The organism is Sphingopyxis sp., assembly GCF_016463645.1.
Lineage (GTDB): Bacteria > Pseudomonadota > Alphaproteobacteria > Sphingomonadales > Sphingomonadaceae > Sphingopyxis.
Map to the genome: position 1 here is coordinate 1 of NZ_JAEMQX010000061.1, position 22,559 is coordinate 22,559.

Genomic DNA, 22,559 nt, shown 5'->3' on the forward strand with positions numbered 1-22,559 from the left:
GCCGCGTCTATTATTCGGCGTACAGCCCGATCCCCGATGCGAGCAGCGACCTGCCCCCGGTGCGCCCGCCGCTGCTGCGCGAACACCGGCTGTACCAGGCCGACTGGCTGCTGCGCTTCTATGGCTTCGAGCGCGCCGAGATCATGGAGGGCGCGCGCGGCGGCATGCTCGACCTTGCGATCGATCCCAAGCTTGCGTGGGCGCTGATGCGCCGCGAGGCCTTTCCCGTCGACATCAACCGCGCGCCGCGCGAACTGCTGCTGCGCGTGCCGGGGCTGGGGACACGCGCGGTCGACCGCATCGTCGCGGCGCGGCGATTGGGCAAGCTGCGGCTCGGTGACCTCGCGAAGCTGACCGCGTCGGTGAAGAAGGTCTTGCCGTTCATCGTCACCCTCGACTGGCGGCCGGGCAAGCTCACCGATGGCGCCGACCTCCGCGCGCGCTTTGCGCCGCCGGCCGAGCAATTGGCGCTCGCGCTGTGAGGGAGGTCGTTCTGAACGAGCCCGGCGATTTTGCCGAATGGCGGAATGCGGCGCGGGGGTTGCTTGCGAGTGGCGTCGCGCCCGAAGATGTGAGTTGGCGGGGCAGCGCGGAGGGAGCTTCGCTGTTCGGTGATGAAGCGGTGGTGGCGCCTGCCGGCGCGGTGTCGCTGCCGCGTGAATTGCTCGAAATCGCGAAGCGTGTGATCTGCCATCGCGATGCGGAGGTACCCGCGCGACTCTACCGGATCATCTGGCGCGCGGCGCGCGACCGACAGTTGCTCGCGCGGGCGACCGATGCCGAGGTCAACTGGCTGCGAAAGGCCGACAAGGCGATCCGCCGCGATGTGCACAAGATGCACGCGTTCGTACGCTTCCGGCGGCTGGGCGAAGAGGCGGGACGTGAGAGTTTTGCCGCATGGTTCGAGCCCTCGCATCGCATCCTGCGGCTGACCGCGCCCTTCTTTCAGCGGCGTTTCACCGGCATGGACTGGGCGATCGTGACGCCCGATGCGCGCGCGATCTGGAAAGGCGAGACGCTCGTTTATGGTCCGGGCGGTACGAAGGATGACGTACCCGACAGCGATGTGATCGAGGATCAATGGCGCACCTACTATGGCGCGATCTTCAACCCCGCGCGCGTGAAGATCGACGCGATGCGCGCCGAGATGCCGAAGAAATACTGGAATAACCTGCCCGAGGCGCAGGATATCGCGCCGTTGCTCGCGGGCGCCGGGGCACGGGTGGAACGCATGCGCGAAGCGGCCGTTTCTCTGGCGAACCCCCTGACCGATAAATGGCGGACGCGCGTGCCCGACGAACTGGCCCCCGATGACGACGTGAAGACGCTGGGCGAGCTGGCGCGCGCGGTCGATCGCTGCACGCGCTGCCCGCTCTATTGCAACGCGACGCAGGGGGTGGCGGGCGAGGGGCCGAAGACGGCGCGGATCATGCTCGTCGGCGAACAGCCGGGCGATCAGGAGGATCTGCAGGGCCGGCCCTTTGTCGGTCCGGCGGGGCAGGTGCTGGACGAGGCGCTGGAGGAAGCGGGGCTCGATCGCACGCGGCTGTTTCTCACCAACGCCGTCAAGCATTTCAAGTTCGAGCCGCGCGGCAAACGGCGGCTCCACCAGAATCCGACGAGCGCCGAGATCGACATCTGCCGCTGGTGGCTCGACAAGGAACGCGCGCTGGTGCAGCCCGACCTGATCGTCACGCTGGGCGCGAGCGCGCTGCGCGGGGTGACGGGGAGGAGTGCGAGCATCAGGTCGATGCGCGGCGCGGTGCATGAACTGGAAGGGGGGAGCAAACTGATCGCGACGATCCATCCGTCCTTCCTTTTGCGTATGCCCGACCGCGAACGCGCCGCCGAGGAACGCAAGGCGTTCGTCGCCGACCTGATCCGCGCACGGAAACTTGCCGCCTGATGGCGAAGACGAAGACCTGGATCGAGCCGCATCCGGGCGGCATCTACGTCAAGCCCGCCGACCTGTGGATCGACCCGTCGCGTCCGGTCGAACGCGCCGCGGTGACGCATGGCCACGCCGATCATGCGCGCAGCGGGCACGGCGCGGTCTTCGCGACCCCCGAAACGCTTGCGATCATGGCGCTGCGCTATGGCGTCGACGCCGAGGCGAGCCATAATCAGGCATATGAATATGGCGACGGGTTCGAGCGCGGCGGGGTGCGCTTCAGCTTTCACCCGGCGGGGCATGTGCTCGGCAGCGCGCAGATATTGATGGAATATCGGGGCGAGCGGATCGTCGTCACCGGCGATTACAAGCGCCGCGCCGACCCGACCTGCACGCCGTTCGAGGTCGTGCCGTGCGATATCTTCGTCACCGAGGCGACCTTCGGCCTGCCGGTGTTCCGCCATCCGCCGACGGGCGACGAGATCGCCAAGCTGATCGGCGCGGTGCGCGCCGAGCCCGACCGGTCCGTGCTCGTCGGCGCCTATGCGCTGGGCAAGGCGCAGCGGGTGATCGCCGAACTGCGCCGCGCGGGATGGCAGGCGCCGATCTATATCCACGGCGCGCTCGAGAAGATGTGCCAGCTTTATGCGGTGCACGGCGTCGACCTCGGCGAGCTGCGGCTGGTATCCGAAACCGACAAGGCCGAGATGGCGGGGCAGATCGTCCTCGCGCCGCCCTCGGCGCTGAACGATCGCTGGTCGCGGCGGCTGCCCGATCCGGTGACCGCGATGGCGTCGGGATGGATGCGTGTGCGCCAGCGCGCGCGGCAGCGGATGGTCGAACTGCCGCTGGTCATTTCGGACCATGCCGACTGGGACGAGCTCACCGCGACGATCGGGGAGGTGAACCCGAAGGAAAGCTGGATCACCCACGGCAGCGAAGACGGCCTGCTGCGCTGGTGCGAACTGACGCAGCGCAAGGCGCGCGCGCTGCACCTTGTCGGACGCGATCTGGAGGAAGAGGCGTGAAGCGCTTCGCGGCCCTGATCGACCGGCTGATCTATACGCGCTCGCGCAACTCGAAGCTCGCGCTGATCGTCGATTATCTGCGCCACACGCCCGATCCCGACCGCGGTTGGGCGATCGCGGCGATGACCGAGAGCCTCGATTTTCCGGCGGTGAAGGCGGGGACGGTAAGGGCGCTGCTGGCGACGCGGGTCGATGAGGAATTGTTCCGCCTGTCGCGGCACTTCGTCGGCGATACGGCGGAGACGGCGGCGCTGCTGTGGCCCGATGCGCCGGGGAAGAAAGCCGATCTCGGCGTATCCGAAGCGGTCGATGCGCTGGCAGCCGCCGGCCGCAGCGACGCCCCCGCGGTCGTCGCCTCGCTGCTCGACCGGCTCGATGCCGACGGGCGTTATGCGCTGCTCAAGCTGGCCTTGGGTGGCATGCGCGTCGGCGTGTCGGCGCGGCTCGCCAAACAGGCGTTCGCGCAGGCGTTTGGCGTGCCGGTCGACGATGTCGAGGAGCTTTGGCACGCGATCCCGCCGCCCTATGCGCCGCTGTTCGCCTGGGGCGAAGGAAGGGCAGAGCGGCCCGATCTCGCCGACGTCGCCTTCTTCCGTCCCTTCATGCTCGCGCATCCGCTGGAGGAGGAGAGCGTCGACCTTGCCGACTATGCCGCCGAGTGGAAATGGGACGGCATCCGCGTCCAGATCGTGCGTGCAGGCAGTGGGGGCGGCGGCGAGACGCGCATCTACAGCCGCGGCGGCGAGGAGATCAGTGCGGCCTTCCCCGAGCTGGTCGCCGCGTTCGATCAGGATGCGGTGATCGACGGCGAACTGCTCGTGCGCGGCGAGGTGCAGGGCGGTGAGGCCGCGAGCTTCAACGCGCTGCAGCAGCGACTGGGCCGCAAGGTGGTGTCGAAGAAGATGCTCGCCGATTACCCGGCGTTCGTGCGCGTTTACGACCTGCTCGCGGTGGACGGCAATGATCTGCGTGCCCTGTCATGGACCGAGCGGCGGCGGCAACTGGAGGCGTTCGTGCCTCGGCTTGCGGACAGCCATTTCGACTTGTCGCAGGTGATCGAGGCGACCGACTTTGGCGATCTCGCCGAACGCCGCGCCGGCGCGCGGGATGCCGCGATCGAGGGGGTGATGCTCAAGCGCCGCGACGCGCCGTATGTGGCGGGGCGGCGCGCCGGACTCTGGTACAAGTGGAAGCGCGACCCGCTCGTCGCCGACTGCGTGATGATGTACGCCCAAAGGGGCAATGGACGCCGCGCGAGCTTCTATTCGGATTATACCTTCGGATGCTGGTCCGATGCGGGCGAACTGCTACCTGTCGGGAAGGCCTATTCGGGCTTTACCGACGAGGAATTGAAGTGGCTCGACAAGTTCGTGCGCGACAACACGCTGAACCGCTTCGGCCCGGTGCGCGAGGTCGAAAAGTCGCTGGTGCTCGAAGTCGCCTTCGATTCGATCCATGCGTCGAAGCGCCACAAGTCGGGGCTCGCGATGCGTTTCCCGCGCATATCGCGTATCCGCCGCGACAAGCCTGCCGAAGAGGCCGACCGGATCGCGACGCTTCGGGCCATGGTGACCTGAAATTTAGCCCTAAAAATTGCGGTCACGGGGTTGCAACTCACGGGGAAGATACCGAGTTACACCCCCGAACACAAAAAAGGAGACTGCCATGACGATCGCCCATCCTCCCCTGCCGTACGCCCAAGACGCGCTCGAGCCGCATATTTCGGCCGACACGCTGGCGACGCACCATGGCAAGCACCACAAGGCCTATGTCGACAAGACGAACGCCGCGATCGAGGGCACCGATCTCGCGTCGAAGCCGCTCGAGGAGATCGTCCACCACGCCGAAGGTTCGGGCAACAAGGGCCTGTTCAACAATGCCGCGCAGGCGTGGAACCATGCCTTTTATTGGGAAAGCCTGAGCCCGTCGAAGACCGAACCCAAGGGCGACCTGCTTGCGGCGATCGAGCGCGATTTCGGCTCGCTCGACGATCTGAAGAAGAAGCTCAAGGAAACCGCGGTCAACCATTTCGCGTCGGGCTGGGCGTGGCTCGTCTCGCGCGACGGCACGCTGTCGGTCACCGACACGCACGACGCCGGCACCGAGCTGGTCGCGGGCATCAAGCCGCTGCTCGTCATCGACGTGTGGGAACATGCCTATTACATCGACCGCAAGAATCTGCGCCCGGCCTATGTCGACGCCGTGGTCGACGAGCTGCTCAACTGGGATTTCGCCGCCGAGAATTTCGCACGCGAGACGACCTGGATCTATCCGGCCTGATTTTGGGATCCTCCCTGTCGCGCAGCGATGGGGAGGTGGCAGTGCGAAGCGCTGACGGAGGGGCAACGGCGCAAACGTCGCCGCCCCTCCACCACCGCTTCGCAGCGATCCCCCGCCCCACGGCTGCACCGCAGGGAGGACCCCAAGTGTTCATCCGCTTGGACCTATCCCGATGATCGTGATCCGCCTATAGCGCCGCCATGACGATCAGCCTGTTCGAACTCTTCAAAATCGGTGTCGGTCCTTCGAGCTCGCATACCGTGGGTCCGATGGTCGCCGCGCGCCGTTTCACCGTCTGGCTCGACGGACAGGGCCTGCTGACCAGGACCGCGCATGTCGAAGCCGATCTTTACGGTTCGCTCGCGCTGACGGGGAAGGGCCACGCTGCCGACACCGCGGTCGTCGCGGGGCTGGCGGGCGAGATACCCGCCTCGACCAGCCTGGCCGCGATCAAGGCGCATTGGGACCGTGCGGCGAGCGAAGGTTTCCTCTATCTCCTCGGCCGGCAGCGTGTCCGCTTCCAGCCGACAAGCGACCTGCATTTCCAGATGAAGCAGCGCCAGCCGTTTCACAGCAACGCGCTCTCCTTCACCGCGCGCGATGGCGACGGCGAAATCCTCGTCAAGCGGATGTATTTCTCGATCGGCGGCGGCTTCGTCGTCGACGAGGACGAGGCGGGGCGCAACAGCCGCGGCGCCGAGGACGAGGTCGAGCTGCCCTTCGCTTTCACCTCGGGTGCCGACCTGCTCGCCATGGGCGCGGCGGCGGACAAGGGTTTCGCAGAGATGATGCTCGCGAACGAACTCGTCCACCGCAGCCTCGAGGAGGTCGAGGCGGGGCTTGACGCCATCGCCGATGCGATGGACGCGTCGATCGACGCCGGCTGTTCGAGCATGGGGGTGCTGCCCGGCGGGCTCAAGGTCAAACGCCGCGCCCCGCAGATCGCCGCCGACATCCGCGCGCGACACGAGCAGAATCTGTCCGATCCGATGGCGATGATGGACTGGATCAACCTGTGGGCGATGGCGGTGAACGAGGAGAACGCAGCGGGCGGGAAGGTCGTCACCGCGCCCACGAACGGCGCGGCGGGGATCATTCCGGCGGTGATCCGCTATTACCGGCGCAGCTATCGCGGCGACGCTGCGGGCGTGCGCACCTTCCTGCTCGCCGCGGGCGCGGTCGGTGCGCTCTACAAGCGCAATGCCAGCATCTCGGGCGCCGAGGTCGGCTGCCAGGGCGAGGTCGGCGTCGCCTGTTCGATGGCGGCGGCGGGGCTGACCGCCGCGCTCGGCGGCACCAACGCGCAGGTCGAGAATGCCGCCGAGATCGGCATGGAGCATAATCTCGGCCTCACCTGCGATCCCATCGGCGGCCTAGTGCAAATTCCCTGCATCGAACGCAACGCGATGGGCGCGATCAAGGCGATCGACGCCAGCCGCATCGCGATGATCGGCGACGGCACGCATGTCGTCAGCCTAGACACGGTGATCGCGACGATGCTGCAAACCGGCCGCGACATGCGCGACAAATATAAGGAAACATCCAAAGGAGGTCTTGCGGTCAGCGTCGTGGAGTGCTGATAGCCGGGCGAGAAGGAGACCGCCCATGAAGACCCGCGCCGCCGTTGCGTTCGAAGCGAAGAAGCCGCTCGAAATCGTCGAACTCGACCTCGAAGGCCCGAAGGCGGGCGAGGTGCTGGTCGAGATCATGGCGACAGGCATCTGCCACACCGACGCCTACACGCTTGACGGCTTCGACAGCGAGGGCATCTTCCCGAGCGTGCTGGGGCATGAGGGCGCGGGCGTCGTGCGCGAGGTCGGTGCGGGCGTCACCAGCGTGAAGCCCGGCGACCATGTGATCCCGCTCTACACCCCCGAATGCCGCCAGTGCAAAAGCTGCCTCAGCGGCAAGACCAACCTCTGCACTGCGATCCGGGCGACGCAGGGAAAGGGGCTGATGCCCGATGGCACGACGCGCTTTTCATACAAGGGTCAGCCGATCTTCCATTATATGGGCTGCTCGACCTTTTCGAACTTCACCGTGCTGCCCGAGATCGCGGTCGCGAAAATCCGCGAGGACGCGCCCTTCCAGTCGAGCTGCTACATCGGCTGCGGCGTGACCACCGGCGTCGGCGCGGTAATCAACACGGCGAAGGTGCAGGTCGGCGACAATGTCGTCGTCTTCGGTTTGGGCGGCATCGGATTGAACGTGATCCAGGGCGCGCGGCTTGCGGGCGCGAACAAGATCATCGGCGTCGACATCAACCCCGACCGCGAGGAATGGGGGCGCAAGTTCGGCATGACCGACTTCCTCAATTCGAAGGGCACGAGCCGCGAGGATGTCGTTGCGGCGATCGTCCAGATGACCGACGGCGGCGCCGATTACACCTTCGACGCGACGGGCAACACCGAGGTGATGCGCATCGCACTCGAAGCCTGCCACCGCGGCTGGGGCACCTCGATCATCATCGGCGTCGCCGAGGCGGGCAAGGAAATCGCGACGCGCCCGTTCCAGCTCGTCACCGGGCGCAACTGGCGCGGTACCGCGTTCGGCGGCGCCAAGGGCCGCACCGACGTGCCGAAGATCGTCGACATGTATATGACCGGCAAGATCGAGATCGACCCGATGATCACCCATGTCATGGGTCTGGAGGAGATCAACAAGGGTTTCGACCTGATGCACGCGGGCGAGAGCATCCGCAGCGTCGTCGTCTACTGAGGGAAAACAAGTCGTGTTCAGTCATGTGGCGCTGGGGTCGAACGACATCGCGGCGAGCAAGCGGTTTTACGACGCGGTTCTGGGCGTGTTCGGCGCGCCCGAGGGCGTGATCGATGAGCGTGGGCGGCTGATCTATATGCACGCCGGCGGCCGCCTGATCGTCACCCATCCGGTCAACGGGGGTGTCGCGGCGTGCGGCAATGGCCACACGCTGGGTCTTCTCGCGCCGTCGACCGATGCGGTCGATGCCTGGCATGCCGCGGGGATCGCGAGCGGCGGGACCACGGCGGAAGACCCGCCGGGCATCCGCCACGCCACCGAGGGGAGGGTCGTCTATCTCGCCTATCTGCGCGATCCCGCGGGCAACAAGCTGTGCGCCACGCACAAGATTTCGGGCTGACATGACCCGAGGGAGCGGGCCCGCCTATGTGCTGACGTTCAGTTGCGTCGATGCGGTGGGCATCGTCGCCGCCGTGACGGGGCTGCTCGCGACACGCGACGGCTTCATCCTCGACAGCCAGCAATATGCCGACCTCGATTCGGGGCGCTTTTTCATGCGCGTCGCGTTTCGCGGCGCGGGGCCGCGCTTTCCCGAGAGTTTCGCGGGAGTTCAGGACGCGTTCGCGCCGATCGTCGACCGCTTCGCGATGGATGCGCGGATCAGCGATACGGCGGTGAAGCCGCGCTTCGTGATCGCGGTGTCGCAGGGCAGCCATTGCCTCAACGACCTGCTCCATCGCTGGTCGACGGGCAATCTCGCCATCGATATCGTCGGCGTGGTATCGAACCATGAGGCGCAGCGGCGGTTGTCGGAATGGCATGGGGTGCCGTTCCACTATCTGCCGGTGAGCGATGCGAACCGGGCGGAGCAGGAACAGGCGATCCTCGATGTGATGACGCGTGGCGGCGCCGAATATCTCGTGCTCGCACGATACATGCAGGTGCTGTCGCAGGATCTGTCGGCGAAGCTCGCGGGGCGCTGCATCAATATCCACCACAGCTTCCTGCCGGGCTTCAAGGGCGCCAAACCCTATCACCGTGCGCAGGAGCGCGGGGTCAAGCTGATCGGCGCGACCGCGCATTTCGTGACGAGCGACCTCGACGAGGGGCCGATCATCGAGCAGGCGGTCGAGCGTGTCGATCACCGCGACAGCGTCGACGAGCTGATCCGCATCGGCCGCGATACCGAGGCGCAGGTGCTGGCGCGCGCGGTGCGCTGGGTCGCCGAGCAGCGCGTTCTGATCGACGGTCGCAAGACGGTGGTGTTCCGCTAGTTCGGCATTTTCGGTGAACAGCGACCGTTATCGTGGCTGGTCCTGACCGGACGGGCGGAGTAGGTATCGAATCGCAACCATAATCAGGAGGAGCGGAAACCCATGTACAGTCACAATATGGTCGGAGCGAACGACATCGAGGCGGCGCGGAAATTCTATGACGCGACCTTTCAGGCGATCGGCGGCAAGCCCGCGATCCAGGACGACAAGGGGCGCCTGATCTATATGCACAACGGCGGCATCTTCATGGTGACCGCGCCCATCGACGGCCAGCCCGCGACCGTCGGCAACGGCTGCACGATCGGCTTCGCGATGGAAAATCCCGAACAGGCGAAGGCCTGGCACGACGCCGGCGTCGCCGCGGGCGGCACCTCGATCGAAGACCCGCCGGGCGTGCGCGAGGGCGGCTTCGGGCAGCTCTATCTTGCTTATCTCCGCGATCCGTCGGGCAACAAGCTCTGCGCGTTGCACCGCGTCGTTTAAGGGTCGGTCATGCGCGGCGAAGCAGGGTTGCTGGACGATCTGGACGCGCTGGCGATCCCTTTCGTCGCGCATGAGCATGTCGCGGTGTTCACCGTCGCCGAGAGCGACGAGGTGACCGCCGCGATACCGGGGGCACACACCAAGAATCTGTTCCTCAAGGACAATGGCGGCGTCTATTGGCTCGTCACCGTTCCCGGCGCGGCGCGCGTCGACCTGAAGGCGTTGCCGACCGCGATCGGCAGCAAGCGCGTGAGCTTCGGCAAGGCCGAGGATATGGAGCGGCTGCTGGGGATCGCGCCGGGATCGGTGACGCCGCTCGCGGCGATCAACGCCGAGCCCGGAAGCATCACGGTGGTTCTCGACGCCGGGCTGGCGGCGGCCGGGAGGGTCAATGTCCACCCGCTCCGCAACACCGCGACGATCGGCCTTTCGGGAGCAACCATCCTCGATCTGCTGCGGCATTGGGGACATGCGCCGCTCGTGGCGAATATTCCCGTTCAGACCGGACAGTAAAGCCGCCGAAGCACGAGGCTTCGGCGGCTTGTTTTCGCGACGATATGAACGCGATTATGCCTGGGGCTCGGGAGCCGGCGCGGGTTCTTCCGACGGAGCGGGCTCGTCGGTCGGCGCGGGCGCGGGAGCCGGTTCGGCGGTCGGCTCGGCAGTGGGGGCGGGAGCCGGAGCGGGCTCGGCGGTGGGAGCCGGCGCTTCCGGTTCCTGGGCTACGGCCAGCGGCGCGATAAGGAGGCTTGCCGCCGCAACGGCCATAATCGAAATCTTACGCATAAATTCCCCTAATGGTTGGGAGAGGTCGGTTCGACCCCGGAAAGACGCTCCGCTCGCCGGTTCCTCCGCAAGCCAAGCATATGCTTAATCTATGTTATATAAAGAAGTTCCCTCCCCATTCGCGAGCGGTGCGGTTGCACGATGAACGGGCCCGCAAGTGCGTCGAACCGAATTGGGCGCGCCCCGGATAATCTGCGAACGGCGGGTTGCACCGCGGGGACGCGCGCGGCACAAGGCGTGCATGACCCTCGAAACCCTTTCCTCCGTTCGCAGTCATGGCGGCACGCAGGGCGTCTACAAGCATGCGAGCACGACCACCGGCACCGACATGACCTTTGCGGTCTTTGTCCCCGACCATGAGCATGGCGCACGGCTGCCGGTGCTCTGGTATCTGTCGGGGCTGACCTGCACCCACGCCAATGTGATGGAGAAGGGCGAATATCGCGCCGCCTGCGCCGAGCATGGCGTGATCTTCGTCGCCCCCGACACGAGCCCGCGCGGCGAGGGCGTTCCCGACGATCCGGAAGGTGCGTGGGATTTCGGGCTCGGGGCCGGCTTCTATGTCGATGCGACCGAGGAGCCGTGGGCGAAACATTACCGGATGCGCTCGTACGTCGAGGACGAATTGCCCTCGCTGGTGCTGCGCAATTTCGCGAGCGCCGATCTGTCGCGGCAGGCGATCACGGGCCATTCGATGGGCGGGCACGGCGCGCTGACGATCGGACTGCGCAATCAGGACCGCTTCCGCTCGGTCTCGGCCTTTTCGCCGATCGTCGCGCCGCTCCATTGCCCTTGGGGCGAGAAGGCGCTCGGCAATTATCTGGGGCAGGAGCGCGAGGACTGGTACGCCTATGACGCGTGCGCGCTGCTCGACCAGGGGCTGCGCGTTCCCGACCTGCTCGTCGATCAGGGCGAGGCCGACAATTTCCTCGCCGAACAGCTCAGGACCGGGCTGCTGGTCGAGGCGTGCGAGCGCAACGGGCAGAAGGCCGAAATCCGCATGCAGCCGGGCTATGACCATAGCTATTATTTCATCTCGACCTTCATGGCCGACCATATCGCCTGGCATGCCGAGCGGTTGAAAGCCTGATTTATCTCCTTCCCGAGGAGGGGCGGGCTTTTAGCGAGGTTCCGGAATCAACAGGGTGGATCCCGTCGTGCGCCCGGCTTCGAGATCGGCGTGCGCCCTCGCCGCGTCCCCGAGCGAATAGCGCTGACCGACGGTGACCTTCACCGCGCCGCTCTCGATCATCCCGAACACCCGCGCGGCGCCCGCGGCACGCTCGCCGGGATGCAGATAATAGTCGAACAGCGTGGGACGGGTGACGAACTGCGAGCCGTGCTGCGCGAGGATGCCGAGGTTGACGCCGGTCACCGGGCCGCCGGCATTGCCGTAGCTGACGATCAGTCCGCGCCGCGCGGTCGCTTTCAGGGAAGTCGCCCAGGTTTCCATGCCGATGCCGTCGAAGGTAACGGGGACGCCCTGACCGTCGGTGATTTCGCGGACGTGCGCGGCAACGTCTTCGTCCCTGTAGCGGATCACATGGTCGGCGCCGGCTTCACGCGCGGCATGTTCCTTCGCTTCGGTGCTCACCGTGCCGATCACCGTCGCGCCGATCGCCTTCAGCCACTGGACCAGGATCAGCCCGACCCCGCCAGCGGCGGCATGGACAAGCGCCGTCGTACCGGCCTCGACCTTCGCGCAGCGCTCGACGAGCGCTTCGACGGTGCAGGCCTTGAGTAACGCCGCTGCCGCGGTTTCGTCATCGATGGTCGCGGGGAGTTTGAACAGCGAGGAGGCGGGAACGAGCCGCGCCGATGCATAGGCGTTGCGCTGCGGGCCGAAGGTCGCGACGCGGTCGCCGGGCTGGAGGCCGTGGACGTCGGGGCCGACCGCGATCACCTCACCCGCAGCTTCGACACCGAGCCCGCCGGGCAGCTCGACCGGGTAGGTGCCGTCGCGATGATAGGTGTCGATATAGTTGAGCCCGACCGCGGTCTGGCGCACGAGTACCTGACCGGGGCCGGGATCGCCGAGCGTGACCTCGCGCCAGTCGATGACCTCGGGCCCGCCCTGGCTTTCGATGAAAGCTTCAATCGCCTGCATGCGCCGCTCTCCTGCTGATCCGCCCCATCTGGGGCGCAGGTGTGAGCGGCGCAAGGGTGAAGCGATGAAAGCCACTCGCCTTCAGGCGAAGACGCTCAATATTTTCCCTGCTTGCGCGGGCCGCGCTGACCGAAGGGTTTCGGCTTGTAGCGATCGGTCGGGCCACCGGAGTGGCTCGCGCCGCGGGGCTTGCGCGGACCGTCGCCGCGCGGACCATCCTGGCGCGGGCCGCCGTGGCGAGGGCCGCCCTTGTGCGGGCCCTTCTCACGGCGCGGCGGGTAGGTGTCGCCGCCGGGTGCGGGGGTGATCGCGACGCCTGCGTCATCCTCGCCGTCCTGATTGGCCGTGCGCTGGATCGCTTCGGCGAAGCGGTCGGCGATGGCGAGCGGGATGTTGAACAACGTCTCGCTCGGCCCGATGCGGATCGCGCCGATTTCATGCTTGGTCACATGGCCGCGGCGGCAGAGCAGCGGCAGGATCCAGCGCGGGTCGGCGTTCTGGCGGCGGCCGATGTTGAGGCGGAACCAGACGCTGTCGTCGAACTGCTCGCGATGCTGGCCGCGGTCGGGGCGGTCGCCGCGCTCGAAGCGTTCACCGCGCTCGCCCTTTTCGCGGCGCGCGGGCGGGCCGTTGTCGATCAGGTCCTCGGGCGGCGGCATCAGCGCGCGATGCGCACGCACCAGCGACGCGGCGATATCCTCGGGCGAACGCTCGGCCATCAGGCGCTGTGCGAGTTCAAGATCCTCGGCCTCATGCTCGACGGGGGCAAGCAGCTTTTCGATCAGCCGTTCCTGATCGCGCTGGCGAACGTCGGCCGCGGTCGGCGCGTTCATCCACTCGGCCTCGATCTTCGCACCGCGCAGCATGCCGTCGACGCGCCGGCGGCGCGGATAGGGGACGATCAGGACCGCGGTGCCCTTCTTGCCCGCGCGGCCGGTGCGGCCCGAACGGTGCTGGAGCGTTTCGGCGTCGCGCGGGATTTCGACGTGGATGACGAGGCTGAGGCTCGGCAGGTCGATACCGCGCGCGGCGACGTCGGTGGCGACGCAGACCTTCGCCCGGCGGTCGCGCAGCGCCTGCAGCGCATGGTTGCGTTCGTTCTGGCTATGCTCGCCCGACAGCGCGACGGCGGCGAAGCCGCGCTCGACGAGGCTGGCGTGCAGGCGGCGGACATTGTCGCGCGTCGCGCAGAAGAGCATCGCGGTCTCTGCCTCGTGCAGGCGGAGCAGGTTGATGACGGCGCCCTCGATATCGGCGGGGGCGACGGTCACGACCTGATAGGCGATATCGCCATGGCCGCGATCCTCGCCGACGGTCGAGATACGGAGCGCGTCGCGCTGGTAGCGCTTGGCGAGCTGCGCGATCGGCTTCGGGATGGTCGCCGAAAACAGCAGGGTGCGGCGCGTCTCGGGCGTCGCGTCGAGGATTTCCTCGAGGTCTTCGCGGAAGCCCATGTCGAGCATCTCGTCGGCCTCGTCGAGCACCGCGACGCGCAGCGCCTCGAGGTCGAGCGCGCCGCGTTCAAGGTGGTCGCGCAGGCGCCCCGGCGTGCCGACGACGATATGGACGCCCTGGCTGAGGTTGCGGCGTTCGCGGCTCGCATCCATGCCGCCGACGCAGGTCGCAATGCGCGCGCCGGCCTTGCCGTAAAGCCAGCTCAGCTCGCGGCTGACCTGCAGCGCGAGTTCGCGTGTCGGCGCGACGATCAGTGCAAGCGGCGAGGATGCGAAAGGCAGGCGCCCGTCCTCGATCAGTTCGTCGGCCATCGCGAGGCCGAAGGCGACGGTCTTGCCCGATCCGGTCTGCGCCGAGACGAGCAGGTCGCGGCCCTTGGCTTCGTCTTCGGTGACCTGCGTCTGGACGGGGGTGAGCGCTTCATAGCCGCGCGCGGTGAGGGCGTCCGAAAGGACGGGCGAGAGGTTTTCGAAAGGCATTTTGTTCTTCTTGTCCTGTGCGGCAAAGGTGCCGTGGTTTCGTTCTTCGCCGCCCGGGATTCGGTTCAGGTCTGCTGCCCGAGTCCGAACAATTGGGTCGTGGATGCTGAAACGGGTTCAGCATGACGAGGAATTGTTTGGGTTTTTCCTAAAGGGCCTGGCCCGCCGCGTATCCGCTGGCCCATGCCCATTGAAAATTATAGCCGCCCAGCCACCCGGTGACATCCACGGCTTCGCCGACCGCATACAGTCCCGGCACGCTTTTGGCCATCATTGTTTGCGAGGACAGGTTTGCGGTCGAAATTCCGCCGACGGTGACTTCGGCCTTGGCGAAGCCTTCGGTGCCGTTCGGGTGGAAGCTCCAGCGCCTGAGATGCGCTTCGGCATCGGCGAGCTTGCGGTCGGTCAAGGCGCCGAGCTCGCCGGAGAGCGCGAGGCGATCGGCCAGCGTTTGCGCAAGGCGGTCGGGAAGGGCGAGCGCCGATGCCAGCGTCGCCCGGGGGCGAGTGCGCTTGGCGTCGAGAAGCCAGCCGGGTGCGGCATCGGGCAGGAAGTCGATGGTCACCGGCTCGCCGTGGCGCCAATAGCTGCTGATCTGCAGGATCGCCGGGCCGGAGAGCCCCTTGTGCGTGAAGAGCGCCGCCTCGCGAAAGGCCGCCTTGCCAGCGCGGGCTTCGACGGGCGTCGCGACGCCCGAGAGATCGCGGAACAGCACGTCGCCGCCGCCGAGCGTCAGCGGGACGAGCGCGGGGCGCGGCTCGACGACCTTGAGCCCGAACCGGCGCGCGAGGTCGTAAGCGAAGCCGCTCGCGCCCATCTTCGGGATCGAGGGACCGCCGGTCGCGACGACGAGGTTGGGGGCGGCGAATTGCTGATCGCCGAAGGTCACGCGGAAAGCACCGTCGGCATGCGTCACTTCGTGCACCGGCTGGCCGCAGCGGACGTCGACGTTGCCTTTCGCGCACTCATCGAGCAGCATCGCGACGATCTGCCTCGCCGAACCGTCGCAGAAAAGCTGGCCGAGCGTCTTTTCGTGATACGCAATGCCGTAACGGTCGACGAGGGCAATGAAATCGGCGGGGGTGTAGCGTGCGAGCGCCGACTTCGCGAAATGCGGGTTCGCCGAGATATAGCGATCGGGCGCGGTGTGGATGTTGGTGAAGTTGCAGCGGCCGCCGCCCGAGATCAGGATTTTCCTGCCGACCCGGTCGGCGTGGTCGAGGAGCAGGACGCGCCGTCCCCGCCGCCCCGCGACCGCGGCGCACATCAATCCGGCCGCGCCGGCACCCAGCACGATGGCATCGCAAGTTGTCATCGAAGGTCTAGTGCAGCTTTGCGATCGGGAGGCCGTCGGCCTTGGCGCGGATTTTCACCGATTCCTCGCTGCGCGTCAGCGCTCGGGCGATGGCTTTCAATGCCATCCCCTTCTTCGCGAGCGTGTGGAGCTTGTCGATTTCGGCCGCGGTCCACGGCTGCTTGTGGCGCTCGAACCTGTCCTTCATGCCTGCGTCTCCGGATCGGTTTCGGCGGCGAGGACAAGGATCGCATCCTCCCGGCCCTGATATTCGACGCTTTCGCCCGCTTCGGCGCCCATCAGGGCGCGCGCGAGCGGCGCGGAGAAGGCGATCGACCCGAGCGCCGGATCGGCCTCGTCGCCGCCGACGATCGCGATCGTCCTTTCCGCACCGTTCAGACGACAGGTCACGCGGCTGCCGATGCCGACGCTGCCGGGGAGAGGCGGCGCCTGCACTTCGGCGGTCGCCTGCCGGGTGTGGAAATAGCGCAGACGGCGCTGGAGTTTCTTGCGCGCATCCTCGTCGGCTTCGCCGGCGATCGCGGCTTCGAGGCGCACGACTTCCTCGCCGAGCAGGCGCAGCCCGCGCGGAGTCACGAGGTTCGGCCCGACCGGGATCGGCAGCTCGAACTCGGGTTCCTTATGTTCGTCGTCGCTCTCGCGGCGAAAGGCTACGCTCATCGTCTCTTTCCTGATTGCGGGCCGCCCCTGACCCACGAAGGTGGCGACAAGATGGCGCCGGTGCTGGACAGGCGCAACCCTTGTGTGTTATGCGGGCAATACACGAAGGAGATTCCCGATGCGTAACTGGACGATGGCGGTTCTGCCGCTGGCCCTCGCGATGACCGTCACGGCGTGCAGCGCCGAAGTGACGAGCGACAGCAAGAATGGCAAGCGCACGGTGGAAGCGGGGCCGACGACGACGCAGAGTTATGACATCAAGGGCTTCACCGGCGTCAAGGTCGCGGGCCCCGACGATGTGACGATCCGTCGCGGCGAGGCCTTTTCGATCACCGCCAGGGGGCCGAAAGGCGTCATCGACGAACTCGAGATCAAGCTCGACGGCGACATGCTGTCGATCGGGCGCAGGAATTCGGGTTTCAGCTTCAGCAACGACGATAGCGACGTCGAGATCGCGGTCACGATGCCGGCGCTGCGCGCGGTCCGGCTGACCGGATCGGGCGAGGTCGAGGCCGATGCTGTCGACGGCGACGCGGTCGAAGCGATCCTGACCGGATCGGGAGACCTCAAGGTCGCGGCGCTGAACGGCAAGAGCGCCAAGCTCACCGTATCGGGATCGGGCGACATCGAGGTCGGCGGCGGCACGATCGGATCGGGCAATTTCGATATCACCGGATCGGGCAGCATCGCGGCGGGCGGCCTCGCCGCGACGACGCTCGACGTGTCGATCACCGGATCGGGCGACGTCGATGCGAAAGCGAGCGGCAGCGCCGATATCGCGATCCTCGGCTCGGGCGACGCGACGGTCGGCGGCGGCGGCAAATGCACGACGCGCACGATGGGATCGGGCACCGCGACCTGCAATTGACGCGGCTATGGCGCTGTCCGGCCGGAAAGGCTAGGGCTGCGCCATGACCAGCATTTCGCGCAATATATTGTGGGGAGCCGCGGTCGCGGCGATCGGCCTGCTTCCTGCCGGATCGGCTTCGGCGGTCGAGAAACGCTATGGCCTGACCAGCTTCGAGGCGATCGAGGTCAATGCCGACGTCGCGGTCGAGGTCGTGACGCGCGCGCCGGTCAGCGCGGTCGCGAGCGGCCCGCAGGATGCGCTCGACCGGCTGAGCGTCGAAAGCCGCGACGGCAAGCTGGTGATCAGCCAGCGCCAGTTCGCGGGCGACGACAAGCGCGGCCGTCCGCGCGGGCCGGTGATCGTCCGGGTGAATGCCGCCAATCTGAACAGCGCGACGCTCGCCGGTGCGGGGTCGCTGCAGATCGATCAGTTGAAGGGACAGCGGGCGGCGGTCGGGCTTCGTGGCCCGGGCCGGCTGACCGTCGGCCGGATCGCGACCGACCGGCTGCAGGTCGCGATGATCGGCAACGGCACGATGACGCTCGGCGGTGCCGCCAAGACCGCGCAGATGACGCTGTCGGGCGCGGGCGCGGTCGACGCGGGGGCGCTCGCGGTCGACGAGCTGATCAGCGACAGCGAGGGCGCGGGCGATCACACGCTGCGCGCGGTCAGGAGCGCGGCGATCACGTCGCGCGGGATCGGCAAGGTCGTGGTGCTGGGGCGGCCGGTGTGTACGGTGCGCAATGTCGGCAGCGGGCCGGTGACCTGCGGGTCGGGGAAATAGTTTCTGACCCGGCCGGTCTCGACCGGTTGCCGACGCAGAAGCTTTCCATCGCCTCGCGTGCCCTCCGTTGGCCGTTTCCGCAGGGGGTATTGACTTGGGCAGGCGCGTGGCGCCGAATGCGATTTCGATATCAAGGCGAGGGCGCGCGATGATGATATCCGGACTTCACCACAGGCTGATGTGCCGGCCCGCGGCGCGGCCCAGTCGGGCCGAAGCGCTTGCAGGCGCCAGCCCGTCATGATTGCCGCTCTGATGATCCTGAGCGCAGCGTCGGCCGGCGCGCCCGACGCGAGCGTCATCGAGTGGCTCCTTCTCCAGAAGGAATATTGTACCGCGACCGTGGACGGATGCATCGACAGCGACCGGCGGCAGGTGCATCCCAACACGCGCTATGCCGTCAGCAACGTCGTTTGCGAGGATCCGGAGTCGGACGAGCGGTCCTGGCGTTGCAGTTTCGACGTCAGGCAAACGCGCTGGATCGATGGCGAGCAGATCGGCGAGGTGGAATTCAGACGCATGACCGGGACTTTTGTCGCAGTGAGCGTCATCGACGGTGATGGGAAGAAGAAGACCCCCAGCATAATCTGGATGCAGCGCGGGGAGCAGTGAGTGCCGGACCGGTTGGAACGGTTCGTCGCCGATGCCTGGATCCGATCGGTTGCGACCTTCGATCATCCCGCTCCGGGGCTTGATCCGGGATGACGAAGATGCGTGGCTCCCGGACGGCGCCATCGCCTCCGCTGTTGTATCGGGACTCAGTGCCCCGCCGCGCCCAGTCCGTCGATCTTCTTCGACTGGCGCACGATCAGGCCGGGGAACCAGCGTGCGAGGCGCGACAGCCTTTTCGCCATCTTGCCGACCGTCGTGTGCACCGCGTCGCCGTGCACCGCCGACCACGCCGCTTCGGCGACGCGCTCGACCGGAACGATTTCGAACCCGCTGTCGGAAAGGCGGGTGCGCGCGGGTTCGTTGCTGTCGGCGCTGACCTGATCGAGCAGCGGCGTGTCGATGAAGCCGGGCATCAGCGAGCGCACGCGGATGCCGTGCTTGGCGAACTCGATCTCGAGCGCTTCGGTCAGGCCGCGCACCGCGAACTTGGTCGCCGAATAGACGGCGAGCCCCGCGACGCCATAGAAGCCCGACGCCGAGCCGGTGTTGAGGATCGTCGATCCGGGCGTCGCCCGGAGCAGCGGAAGCGCGGCATAGATGCCGTTGACGACGCCGCCGAAATTGATCGCGATCAGCCGGTCGGCTTCCTCGGGCGCCATGTCCATGAACTGCCCGCCCGATCCGATGCCGGCGTTGTTGAAGAGGACGTCGAGACGGCCGCCGCTCTGCACGGCGAAATCGTCGAGCGCGGCCTTCCACTGGTCGCGGTCACGCACGTCCATCACGTGGCGCGACGAGGCGCCCTCGGGAAGCAGCGCCGCGCTTTCATCGATCCCCGCGCGGTTGACGTCGGCGATGCCGACGAACCAGCCCTGCGCGGCGAAATGGCGCGCGACCGCGCGGCCGATGCCCGAACCGCCGCCGGTGATGAAAATCGCCTTCCGTGCCATCCGGCCTCTCCTTACATCGATGTCAATGCGACAAGATGCGAAGTTGACGTGCCCGTCAAGCGGCAATCGCAGCTTGGCAAGATCGGGGAGCGCTGGTTAAGAGAGCCCCGATGACCCGCGGCCTCCGTCCGATCCTCCTGTCGCTGCTGATGCTGTGCGCGGGCCTGTCGTTCCCGGCGCGCGCCGAGGTGATCGTGAGCTTTTACAGCCATGACTTCGGCGACCGTTTTCCGCACGCCTTCATCGTGATGAAGGGGACGGTCGATGCGACGGGCGAGGCCGTCGACAGCAATTACGGCTTCACCGCGGTGTCGGTCAGCCCCGCGATCCTGTTCGGATCGGTCAAGGGCAAAGTCGAATCGTCGAAGCCCGACTATATCGCGAAGAGCGACCGCCAGTTCGACGTGACGGTCGACGATGCGACCTATGCGTCGGTGCTGGCGAGGGTCGCCGAATGGCGCGACCGCGAGCAGCCGAGTTACAGTCTCAACAAGCGAAATTGCGTCCATTTCGTAATGGAGCTTGCCGAAACCGTCGGGCTGAAAGTCAATCGCAAGAGCAAATTGTTCAAGAAGCCGAAGAGTTTTCTGGTCGAGGTGAGGGGGCTGAATCCGCAACTGACCGCTCCTCCCGTGGTGCCAGACCCCTAGACGGCGCGTCGCTTTCACCCTATGTTCAGGGAACGGGGCGCAATATTTCGGCTCCGAACGGTAATGAGGGGCGATTCTTGCGGCTGTTGCTGACCCTTTTGGCATTGTTGACCGGCTTGGCGACCGCCGACCGGGCCGTTGCCGCGCCCGCCGTTCCGGCGGCGATGGGCGCACTGGTCCTGCTCGCCGAAACCGCGGGCAAGGCCGAGGTCAGCGATGCCGAGCGTCGCCCGACCACGACCGCGCTGGTCCGGCGCACCTCGAGCGGAAGCGGCAAGCCGCGCAAGGCCGCGCCGCCGCACCTTCCCGGCCTCCTCACCGGCAGCGACCGCGCGCTCGAATAGAGCGAGCCGTTCCCGCGCCCGTTTCTCAGGCGCCGCCCGAACCGGGCATGATTTTTGAATATCGCGCGGCCGCAGGCCGCCCATTTATCTGATATCCCAAGGAAAAATAGATGTTTTCTGGCCTTGCCAAGAGCCTGTTCGGCTCGTCCAACGACCGTTATGTCAATTCGATCCGCAAGATCGTCGACAAGATCAACGCGTTCGAACCCGGAATGCAGGCGCTGGGCGATGCCGAATTGCAGGCGCAGACGCAGAAATTCCGCGACCGCCTGGGAGCCGGCGAGTCGCTCGACGACATCCTGCCCGAAGCCTTTGCGACGGTGCGCGAGGCGGCGGTCCGCACATTGGGCATGCGCCATTTCGACGTCCAGATGATCGGCGGCGTCGTGCTCCACCGCGGCGAGATCGCCGAAATGGCGACGGGCGAAGGCAAGACGCTGATGGCGACGCTGCCCTGTTACCTCAACGCGCTCGAGGGCAAGGGCGTCCATGTCGTGACGGTCAACGACTATCTCGCGCGCCGCGACGCCGAATGGATGGGAACCGTCTATGGCTTCCTCGGCCTGACCACGGGGATCATCGTCCCCAACCTCAACGAGACGCAGCGCCGCGACGCCTATAACAGCGACATCACCTATGCGACGAACAACGAGCTGGGGTTCGATTATCTCCGCGACAATATGAAGTTCGACCGTCAGCAGATGGTCCATCGCACCTTCAATTTCGGCATCGTCGACGAAGTCGATTCGATCCTGATCGACGAGGCGCGCACACCGCTGATCATCTCGGGCCCGACCGACGACAAGTCGGAGATGTACGTCCGCGTCAACGAGGTCGTCCTCCAGCTCGTCGAGGAGGATTATGAGAAGGACGAGAAGTCGAAGTCGATCAACCTGACCGAGGAAGGCACCGAGCATGTCGAACGGCTGCTCGAAGCCGCGGGGCTGCTTCAAGGCAACAATCTCTACGACATCGAGAACACGCAGGTCGTCCATCACGTCAACCAGGCGCTGAAGGCGATCCAGATGTTCCGCATCGATACCGACTATATCGTCAAGGACGGCAAGGTCGTGATCATCGACGAATTCACCGGCCGCATGATGGACGGGCGCCGCTGGTCCGACGGCCTGCACCAGGCCGTCGAGGCGAAGGAAGGCGTCCAGATCGAGCCCGAGAACCAGACGCTCGCGTCGATCACCTTCCAGAATTATTTCCGCATGTATCCGAAGCTTTCGGGCATGACCGGCACCGCGGCGACCGAAGCGGCCGAATTCTTCGACATCTACAAGATGAATGTCGTCAACATCCCGACCAACCGTCCGATCGCGCGCATCGACGAAGAGGACGAGTTTTACAAGAATATCACCGACAAGTTCGGCGCGATCGCGAGGACGATCCGCGAGGCGAACGAGCGCGGCCAGCCCGTGCTGGTCGGCACCGTGTCGATCGAAAAATCCGAACTCCTGTCGTCGTACCTCGAAAAGGAAAATGTGCCGCACAGCGTGCTGAACGCGCGTTTTCACGAGAGCGAGGCGCATATCGTCGCGCAGGCGGGCCGCACCGGCGCGGTGACGATCGCGACGAACATGGCGGGCCGCGGCACCGACATCAAGCTCGGCGGCAACGAGGAATTCCGCATCGACGACGAGCTCAAGGACCTGCCCGAAGGCCCCGAGCGCGACGCCGCCGAGGCGCGGATCCGCGAGGAGGTCGCGATCGAACGCGAGGCCGTGAAGGCCGCGGGCGGGCTGTTCGTGCTCGCGACCGAGCGCCACGAAAGCCGCCGTATCGACAACCAGCTGCGCGGCCGTTCGGGACGCCAGGGCGACCCGGGGCTGAGCAAATTCTACCTCTGCCTCGACGACGACCTGCTGCGCATCTTCGGCCCCGACACGC

At 66.5% G+C, this 22,559-nt stretch carries 23 protein-coding genes and 1 pseudogene; 18 read left to right on the forward strand and 6 right to left on the reverse strand.

Annotation, left to right across the window (positions count from 1 at the left end):
- The 12 genes and pseudogenes from JHC57_RS13265 to fghA all read left to right on the forward strand — a co-directional run.
- Positions 1–482, forward strand: a pseudogene (locus JHC57_RS13265) (radical SAM protein); the annotation flags it as partial.
- Positions 479–1,906, forward strand: coding sequence for a UdgX family uracil-DNA binding protein (locus tag JHC57_RS13270; protein ID WP_294030532.1), 1,428 nt, complete (start codon positions 479–481; stop codon positions 1,904–1,906). The pseudogene JHC57_RS13265 and the gene JHC57_RS13270, both read left to right, overlap by 4 nt.
- Positions 1,906–2,919 carry a ligase-associated DNA damage response exonuclease gene (locus JHC57_RS13275; protein ID WP_294030533.1) on the forward strand — a complete coding sequence of 338 codons (1,014 nt, stop codon included), beginning with the start codon at positions 1,906–1,908 and terminating at the stop codon, positions 2,917–2,919. The genes JHC57_RS13270 and JHC57_RS13275 overlap by 1 nt, the downstream gene beginning before the upstream one ends.
- Positions 2,916–4,496, forward strand: a complete 1,581-nt coding sequence (locus tag JHC57_RS13280) for a cisplatin damage response ATP-dependent DNA ligase (protein ID WP_294030534.1) — start codon at positions 2,916–2,918, stop codon at positions 4,494–4,496. Before JHC57_RS13275 ends, JHC57_RS13280 begins: the two co-directional genes overlap by 4 nt.
- Positions 4,497–4,584: 88 nt before the next feature.
- Positions 4,585–5,199, forward strand: coding sequence for a superoxide dismutase (locus tag JHC57_RS13285; protein WP_294030535.1), 615 nt, complete (start codon positions 4,585–4,587; stop codon positions 5,197–5,199).
- A gap of 200 nt (positions 5,200–5,399) precedes the next feature.
- Positions 5,400–6,779 carry an L-serine ammonia-lyase gene (locus JHC57_RS13290; RefSeq protein ID WP_294030536.1) on the forward strand — a complete coding sequence of 460 codons (1,380 nt, stop codon included), beginning with the start codon at positions 5,400–5,402 and terminating at the stop codon, positions 6,777–6,779.
- 25 nt (positions 6,780–6,804) lie between these two features.
- Positions 6,805–7,917 (forward strand): S-(hydroxymethyl)glutathione dehydrogenase/class III alcohol dehydrogenase, encoded by a 1,113-nt coding sequence (locus JHC57_RS13295; protein ID WP_294030537.1) that lies wholly within the window; start codon positions 6,805–6,807, stop codon positions 7,915–7,917.
- Positions 7,918–7,930: 13 nt separating this feature from the next.
- The gene (locus tag JHC57_RS13300) at positions 7,931–8,317 is read left to right on the forward strand and encodes a VOC family protein (protein ID WP_294030538.1); all 387 of its coding nucleotides are present in this window, start codon (positions 7,931–7,933) and stop codon (positions 8,315–8,317) included.
- A gap of 1 nt (position 8,318) precedes the next feature.
- Entirely contained in the window at positions 8,319–9,191 is an 873-nt protein-coding gene (gene purU / locus JHC57_RS13305) for a formyltetrahydrofolate deformylase (RefSeq protein ID WP_294030539.1), read from the forward strand.
- A gap of 102 nt (positions 9,192–9,293) precedes the next feature.
- On the forward strand, positions 9,294–9,674 hold the full coding sequence (locus JHC57_RS13310; RefSeq protein WP_294030541.1) for a VOC family protein: 381 nt from the start codon (positions 9,294–9,296) through the stop codon (positions 9,672–9,674).
- 9 nt (positions 9,675–9,683) lie between these two features.
- Positions 9,684–10,187, forward strand: a complete 504-nt coding sequence (locus JHC57_RS13315; RefSeq protein WP_294030542.1) for a prolyl-tRNA synthetase associated domain-containing protein — start codon at positions 9,684–9,686, stop codon at positions 10,185–10,187.
- A 514-nt stretch (positions 10,188–10,701) separates the two neighbouring features.
- On the forward strand, positions 10,702–11,550 hold the full coding sequence (gene fghA, locus JHC57_RS13320) for an S-formylglutathione hydrolase (RefSeq protein ID WP_294030543.1): 849 nt from the start codon (positions 10,702–10,704) through the stop codon (positions 11,548–11,550).
- Positions 11,551–11,580: 30 nt separating this feature from the next.
- On the opposite strand, the gene JHC57_RS13325 is transcribed toward fghA, so the two are convergent.
- From JHC57_RS13325 to JHC57_RS13345, 5 genes are all read right to left on the reverse strand, one after another.
- A complete protein-coding gene (locus JHC57_RS13325; protein ID WP_294030544.1) occupies positions 11,581–12,567 on the reverse strand; it encodes a quinone oxidoreductase in 987 nt (328 codons plus the stop codon).
- A 95-nt stretch (positions 12,568–12,662) separates the two neighbouring features.
- On the reverse strand, positions 12,663–14,501 hold the full coding sequence (locus tag JHC57_RS13330) for a DEAD/DEAH box helicase (RefSeq protein WP_294030545.1): 1,839 nt from the start codon (positions 14,499–14,501) through the stop codon (positions 12,663–12,665).
- Between the two features lie 148 nt (positions 14,502–14,649).
- Positions 14,650–15,816, reverse strand: coding sequence for an NAD(P)/FAD-dependent oxidoreductase (locus JHC57_RS13335; RefSeq protein WP_294030546.1), 1,167 nt, complete (start codon positions 15,814–15,816; stop codon positions 14,650–14,652).
- Positions 15,817–15,823: 7 nt separating this feature from the next.
- Positions 15,824–16,003, reverse strand: coding sequence for a hypothetical protein (locus JHC57_RS13340; RefSeq protein WP_294030548.1), 180 nt, complete (start codon positions 16,001–16,003; stop codon positions 15,824–15,826).
- Positions 16,000–16,476, reverse strand: coding sequence for a GreA/GreB family elongation factor (locus JHC57_RS13345; RefSeq protein ID WP_294030549.1), 477 nt, complete (start codon positions 16,474–16,476; stop codon positions 16,000–16,002). The genes JHC57_RS13340 and JHC57_RS13345 overlap by 4 nt, the downstream gene beginning before the upstream one ends.
- A 118-nt stretch (positions 16,477–16,594) precedes the next feature.
- Between JHC57_RS13345 and JHC57_RS13350 the strand changes: the two genes are divergently transcribed.
- The 3 genes from JHC57_RS13350 to JHC57_RS13360 all read left to right on the forward strand — a co-directional run bounded on the left by JHC57_RS13350 (position 16,595) and on the right by JHC57_RS13360 (position 18,719).
- The gene (locus tag JHC57_RS13350; protein ID WP_294030550.1) at positions 16,595–17,344 is read left to right on the forward strand and encodes a head GIN domain-containing protein; all 750 of its coding nucleotides are present in this window, start codon (positions 16,595–16,597) and stop codon (positions 17,342–17,344) included.
- A gap of 43 nt (positions 17,345–17,387) precedes the next feature.
- Positions 17,388–18,110 (forward strand): head GIN domain-containing protein, encoded by a 723-nt coding sequence (locus tag JHC57_RS13355; protein ID WP_294030551.1) that lies wholly within the window; start codon positions 17,388–17,390, stop codon positions 18,108–18,110.
- Between the two features lie 252 nt (positions 18,111–18,362).
- Positions 18,363–18,719, forward strand: a complete 357-nt coding sequence (locus tag JHC57_RS13360; RefSeq protein ID WP_294030552.1) for a hypothetical protein — start codon at positions 18,363–18,365, stop codon at positions 18,717–18,719.
- A gap of 146 nt (positions 18,720–18,865) precedes the next feature.
- Here the strand turns inward: JHC57_RS13360 and JHC57_RS13365 are convergent, their stop codons facing one another.
- The gene (locus JHC57_RS13365; RefSeq protein ID WP_294030553.1) at positions 18,866–19,669 is read right to left on the reverse strand and encodes an SDR family oxidoreductase; all 804 of its coding nucleotides are present in this window, start codon (positions 19,667–19,669) and stop codon (positions 18,866–18,868) included.
- Between the two features lie 110 nt (positions 19,670–19,779).
- Between JHC57_RS13365 and JHC57_RS13370 the strand changes: the two genes are divergently transcribed.
- The 3 genes from JHC57_RS13370 to secA all read left to right on the forward strand — a co-directional run.
- Positions 19,780–20,319, forward strand: a complete 540-nt coding sequence (locus JHC57_RS13370) for a hypothetical protein (protein ID WP_294030555.1) — start codon at positions 19,780–19,782, stop codon at positions 20,317–20,319.
- Between the two features lie 77 nt (positions 20,320–20,396).
- The gene (locus JHC57_RS13375) at positions 20,397–20,663 is read left to right on the forward strand and encodes a hypothetical protein (protein ID WP_294030556.1); all 267 of its coding nucleotides are present in this window, start codon (positions 20,397–20,399) and stop codon (positions 20,661–20,663) included.
- A 110-nt stretch (positions 20,664–20,773) separates the two neighbouring features.
- On the forward strand, positions 20,774–22,559 hold a 1,786-nt coding region (gene secA / locus JHC57_RS13380), incomplete at its 3' end, for a preprotein translocase subunit SecA (RefSeq protein WP_294030557.1).

Excerpts from the sequence above, each read along its gene's own strand:
- JHC57_RS13275 (WP_294030533.1), top strand. The coding sequence starts at position 1,906 with ATGGCGAAGACGAAGACCTGGATCGAGCCGCATCCGGGCGGCATCTAC.
- JHC57_RS13285 (WP_294030535.1), top strand. The coding sequence starts at position 4,585 with ATGACGATCGCCCATCCTCCCCTGCCGTACGCCCAAGACGCGCTCGAG.
- JHC57_RS13290 (WP_294030536.1), top strand. The coding sequence starts at position 5,400 with ATGACGATCAGCCTGTTCGAACTCTTCAAAATCGGTGTCGGTCCTTCG.
- JHC57_RS13295 (WP_294030537.1), top strand. The coding sequence starts at position 6,805 with ATGAAGACCCGCGCCGCCGTTGCGTTCGAAGCGAAGAAGCCGCTCGAA.
- purU (WP_294030539.1), top strand. The coding sequence starts at position 8,319 with ATGACCCGAGGGAGCGGGCCCGCCTATGTGCTGACGTTCAGTTGCGTC.
- JHC57_RS13310 (WP_294030541.1), top strand. The coding sequence starts at position 9,294 with ATGTACAGTCACAATATGGTCGGAGCGAACGACATCGAGGCGGCGCGG.
- JHC57_RS13315 (WP_294030542.1), top strand. The coding sequence starts at position 9,684 with ATGCGCGGCGAAGCAGGGTTGCTGGACGATCTGGACGCGCTGGCGATC.
- fghA (WP_294030543.1), top strand. The coding sequence starts at position 10,702 with ATGACCCTCGAAACCCTTTCCTCCGTTCGCAGTCATGGCGGCACGCAG.
- JHC57_RS13325 (WP_294030544.1), bottom strand. The coding sequence starts at position 12,567 with ATGCAGGCGATTGAAGCTTTCATCGAAAGCCAGGGCGGGCCCGAGGTC.
- JHC57_RS13330 (WP_294030545.1), bottom strand. The coding sequence starts at position 14,501 with ATGCCTTTCGAAAACCTCTCGCCCGTCCTTTCGGACGCCCTCACCGCG.
- JHC57_RS13335 (WP_294030546.1), bottom strand. The coding sequence starts at position 15,816 with ATGACAACTTGCGATGCCATCGTGCTGGGTGCCGGCGCGGCCGGATTG.
- JHC57_RS13340 (WP_294030548.1), bottom strand. The coding sequence starts at position 16,003 with ATGAAGGACAGGTTCGAGCGCCACAAGCAGCCGTGGACCGCGGCCGAA.
- JHC57_RS13345 (WP_294030549.1), bottom strand. The coding sequence starts at position 16,476 with ATGAGCGTAGCCTTTCGCCGCGAGAGCGACGACGAACATAAGGAACCC.
- JHC57_RS13350 (WP_294030550.1), top strand. The coding sequence starts at position 16,595 with ATGCGTAACTGGACGATGGCGGTTCTGCCGCTGGCCCTCGCGATGACC.
- JHC57_RS13355 (WP_294030551.1), top strand. The coding sequence starts at position 17,388 with ATGACCAGCATTTCGCGCAATATATTGTGGGGAGCCGCGGTCGCGGCG.
- JHC57_RS13360 (WP_294030552.1), top strand. The coding sequence starts at position 18,363 with ATGATCCTGAGCGCAGCGTCGGCCGGCGCGCCCGACGCGAGCGTCATC.
- JHC57_RS13365 (WP_294030553.1), bottom strand. The coding sequence starts at position 19,669 with ATGGCACGGAAGGCGATTTTCATCACCGGCGGCGGTTCGGGCATCGGC.
- JHC57_RS13370 (WP_294030555.1), top strand. The coding sequence starts at position 19,780 with ATGACCCGCGGCCTCCGTCCGATCCTCCTGTCGCTGCTGATGCTGTGC.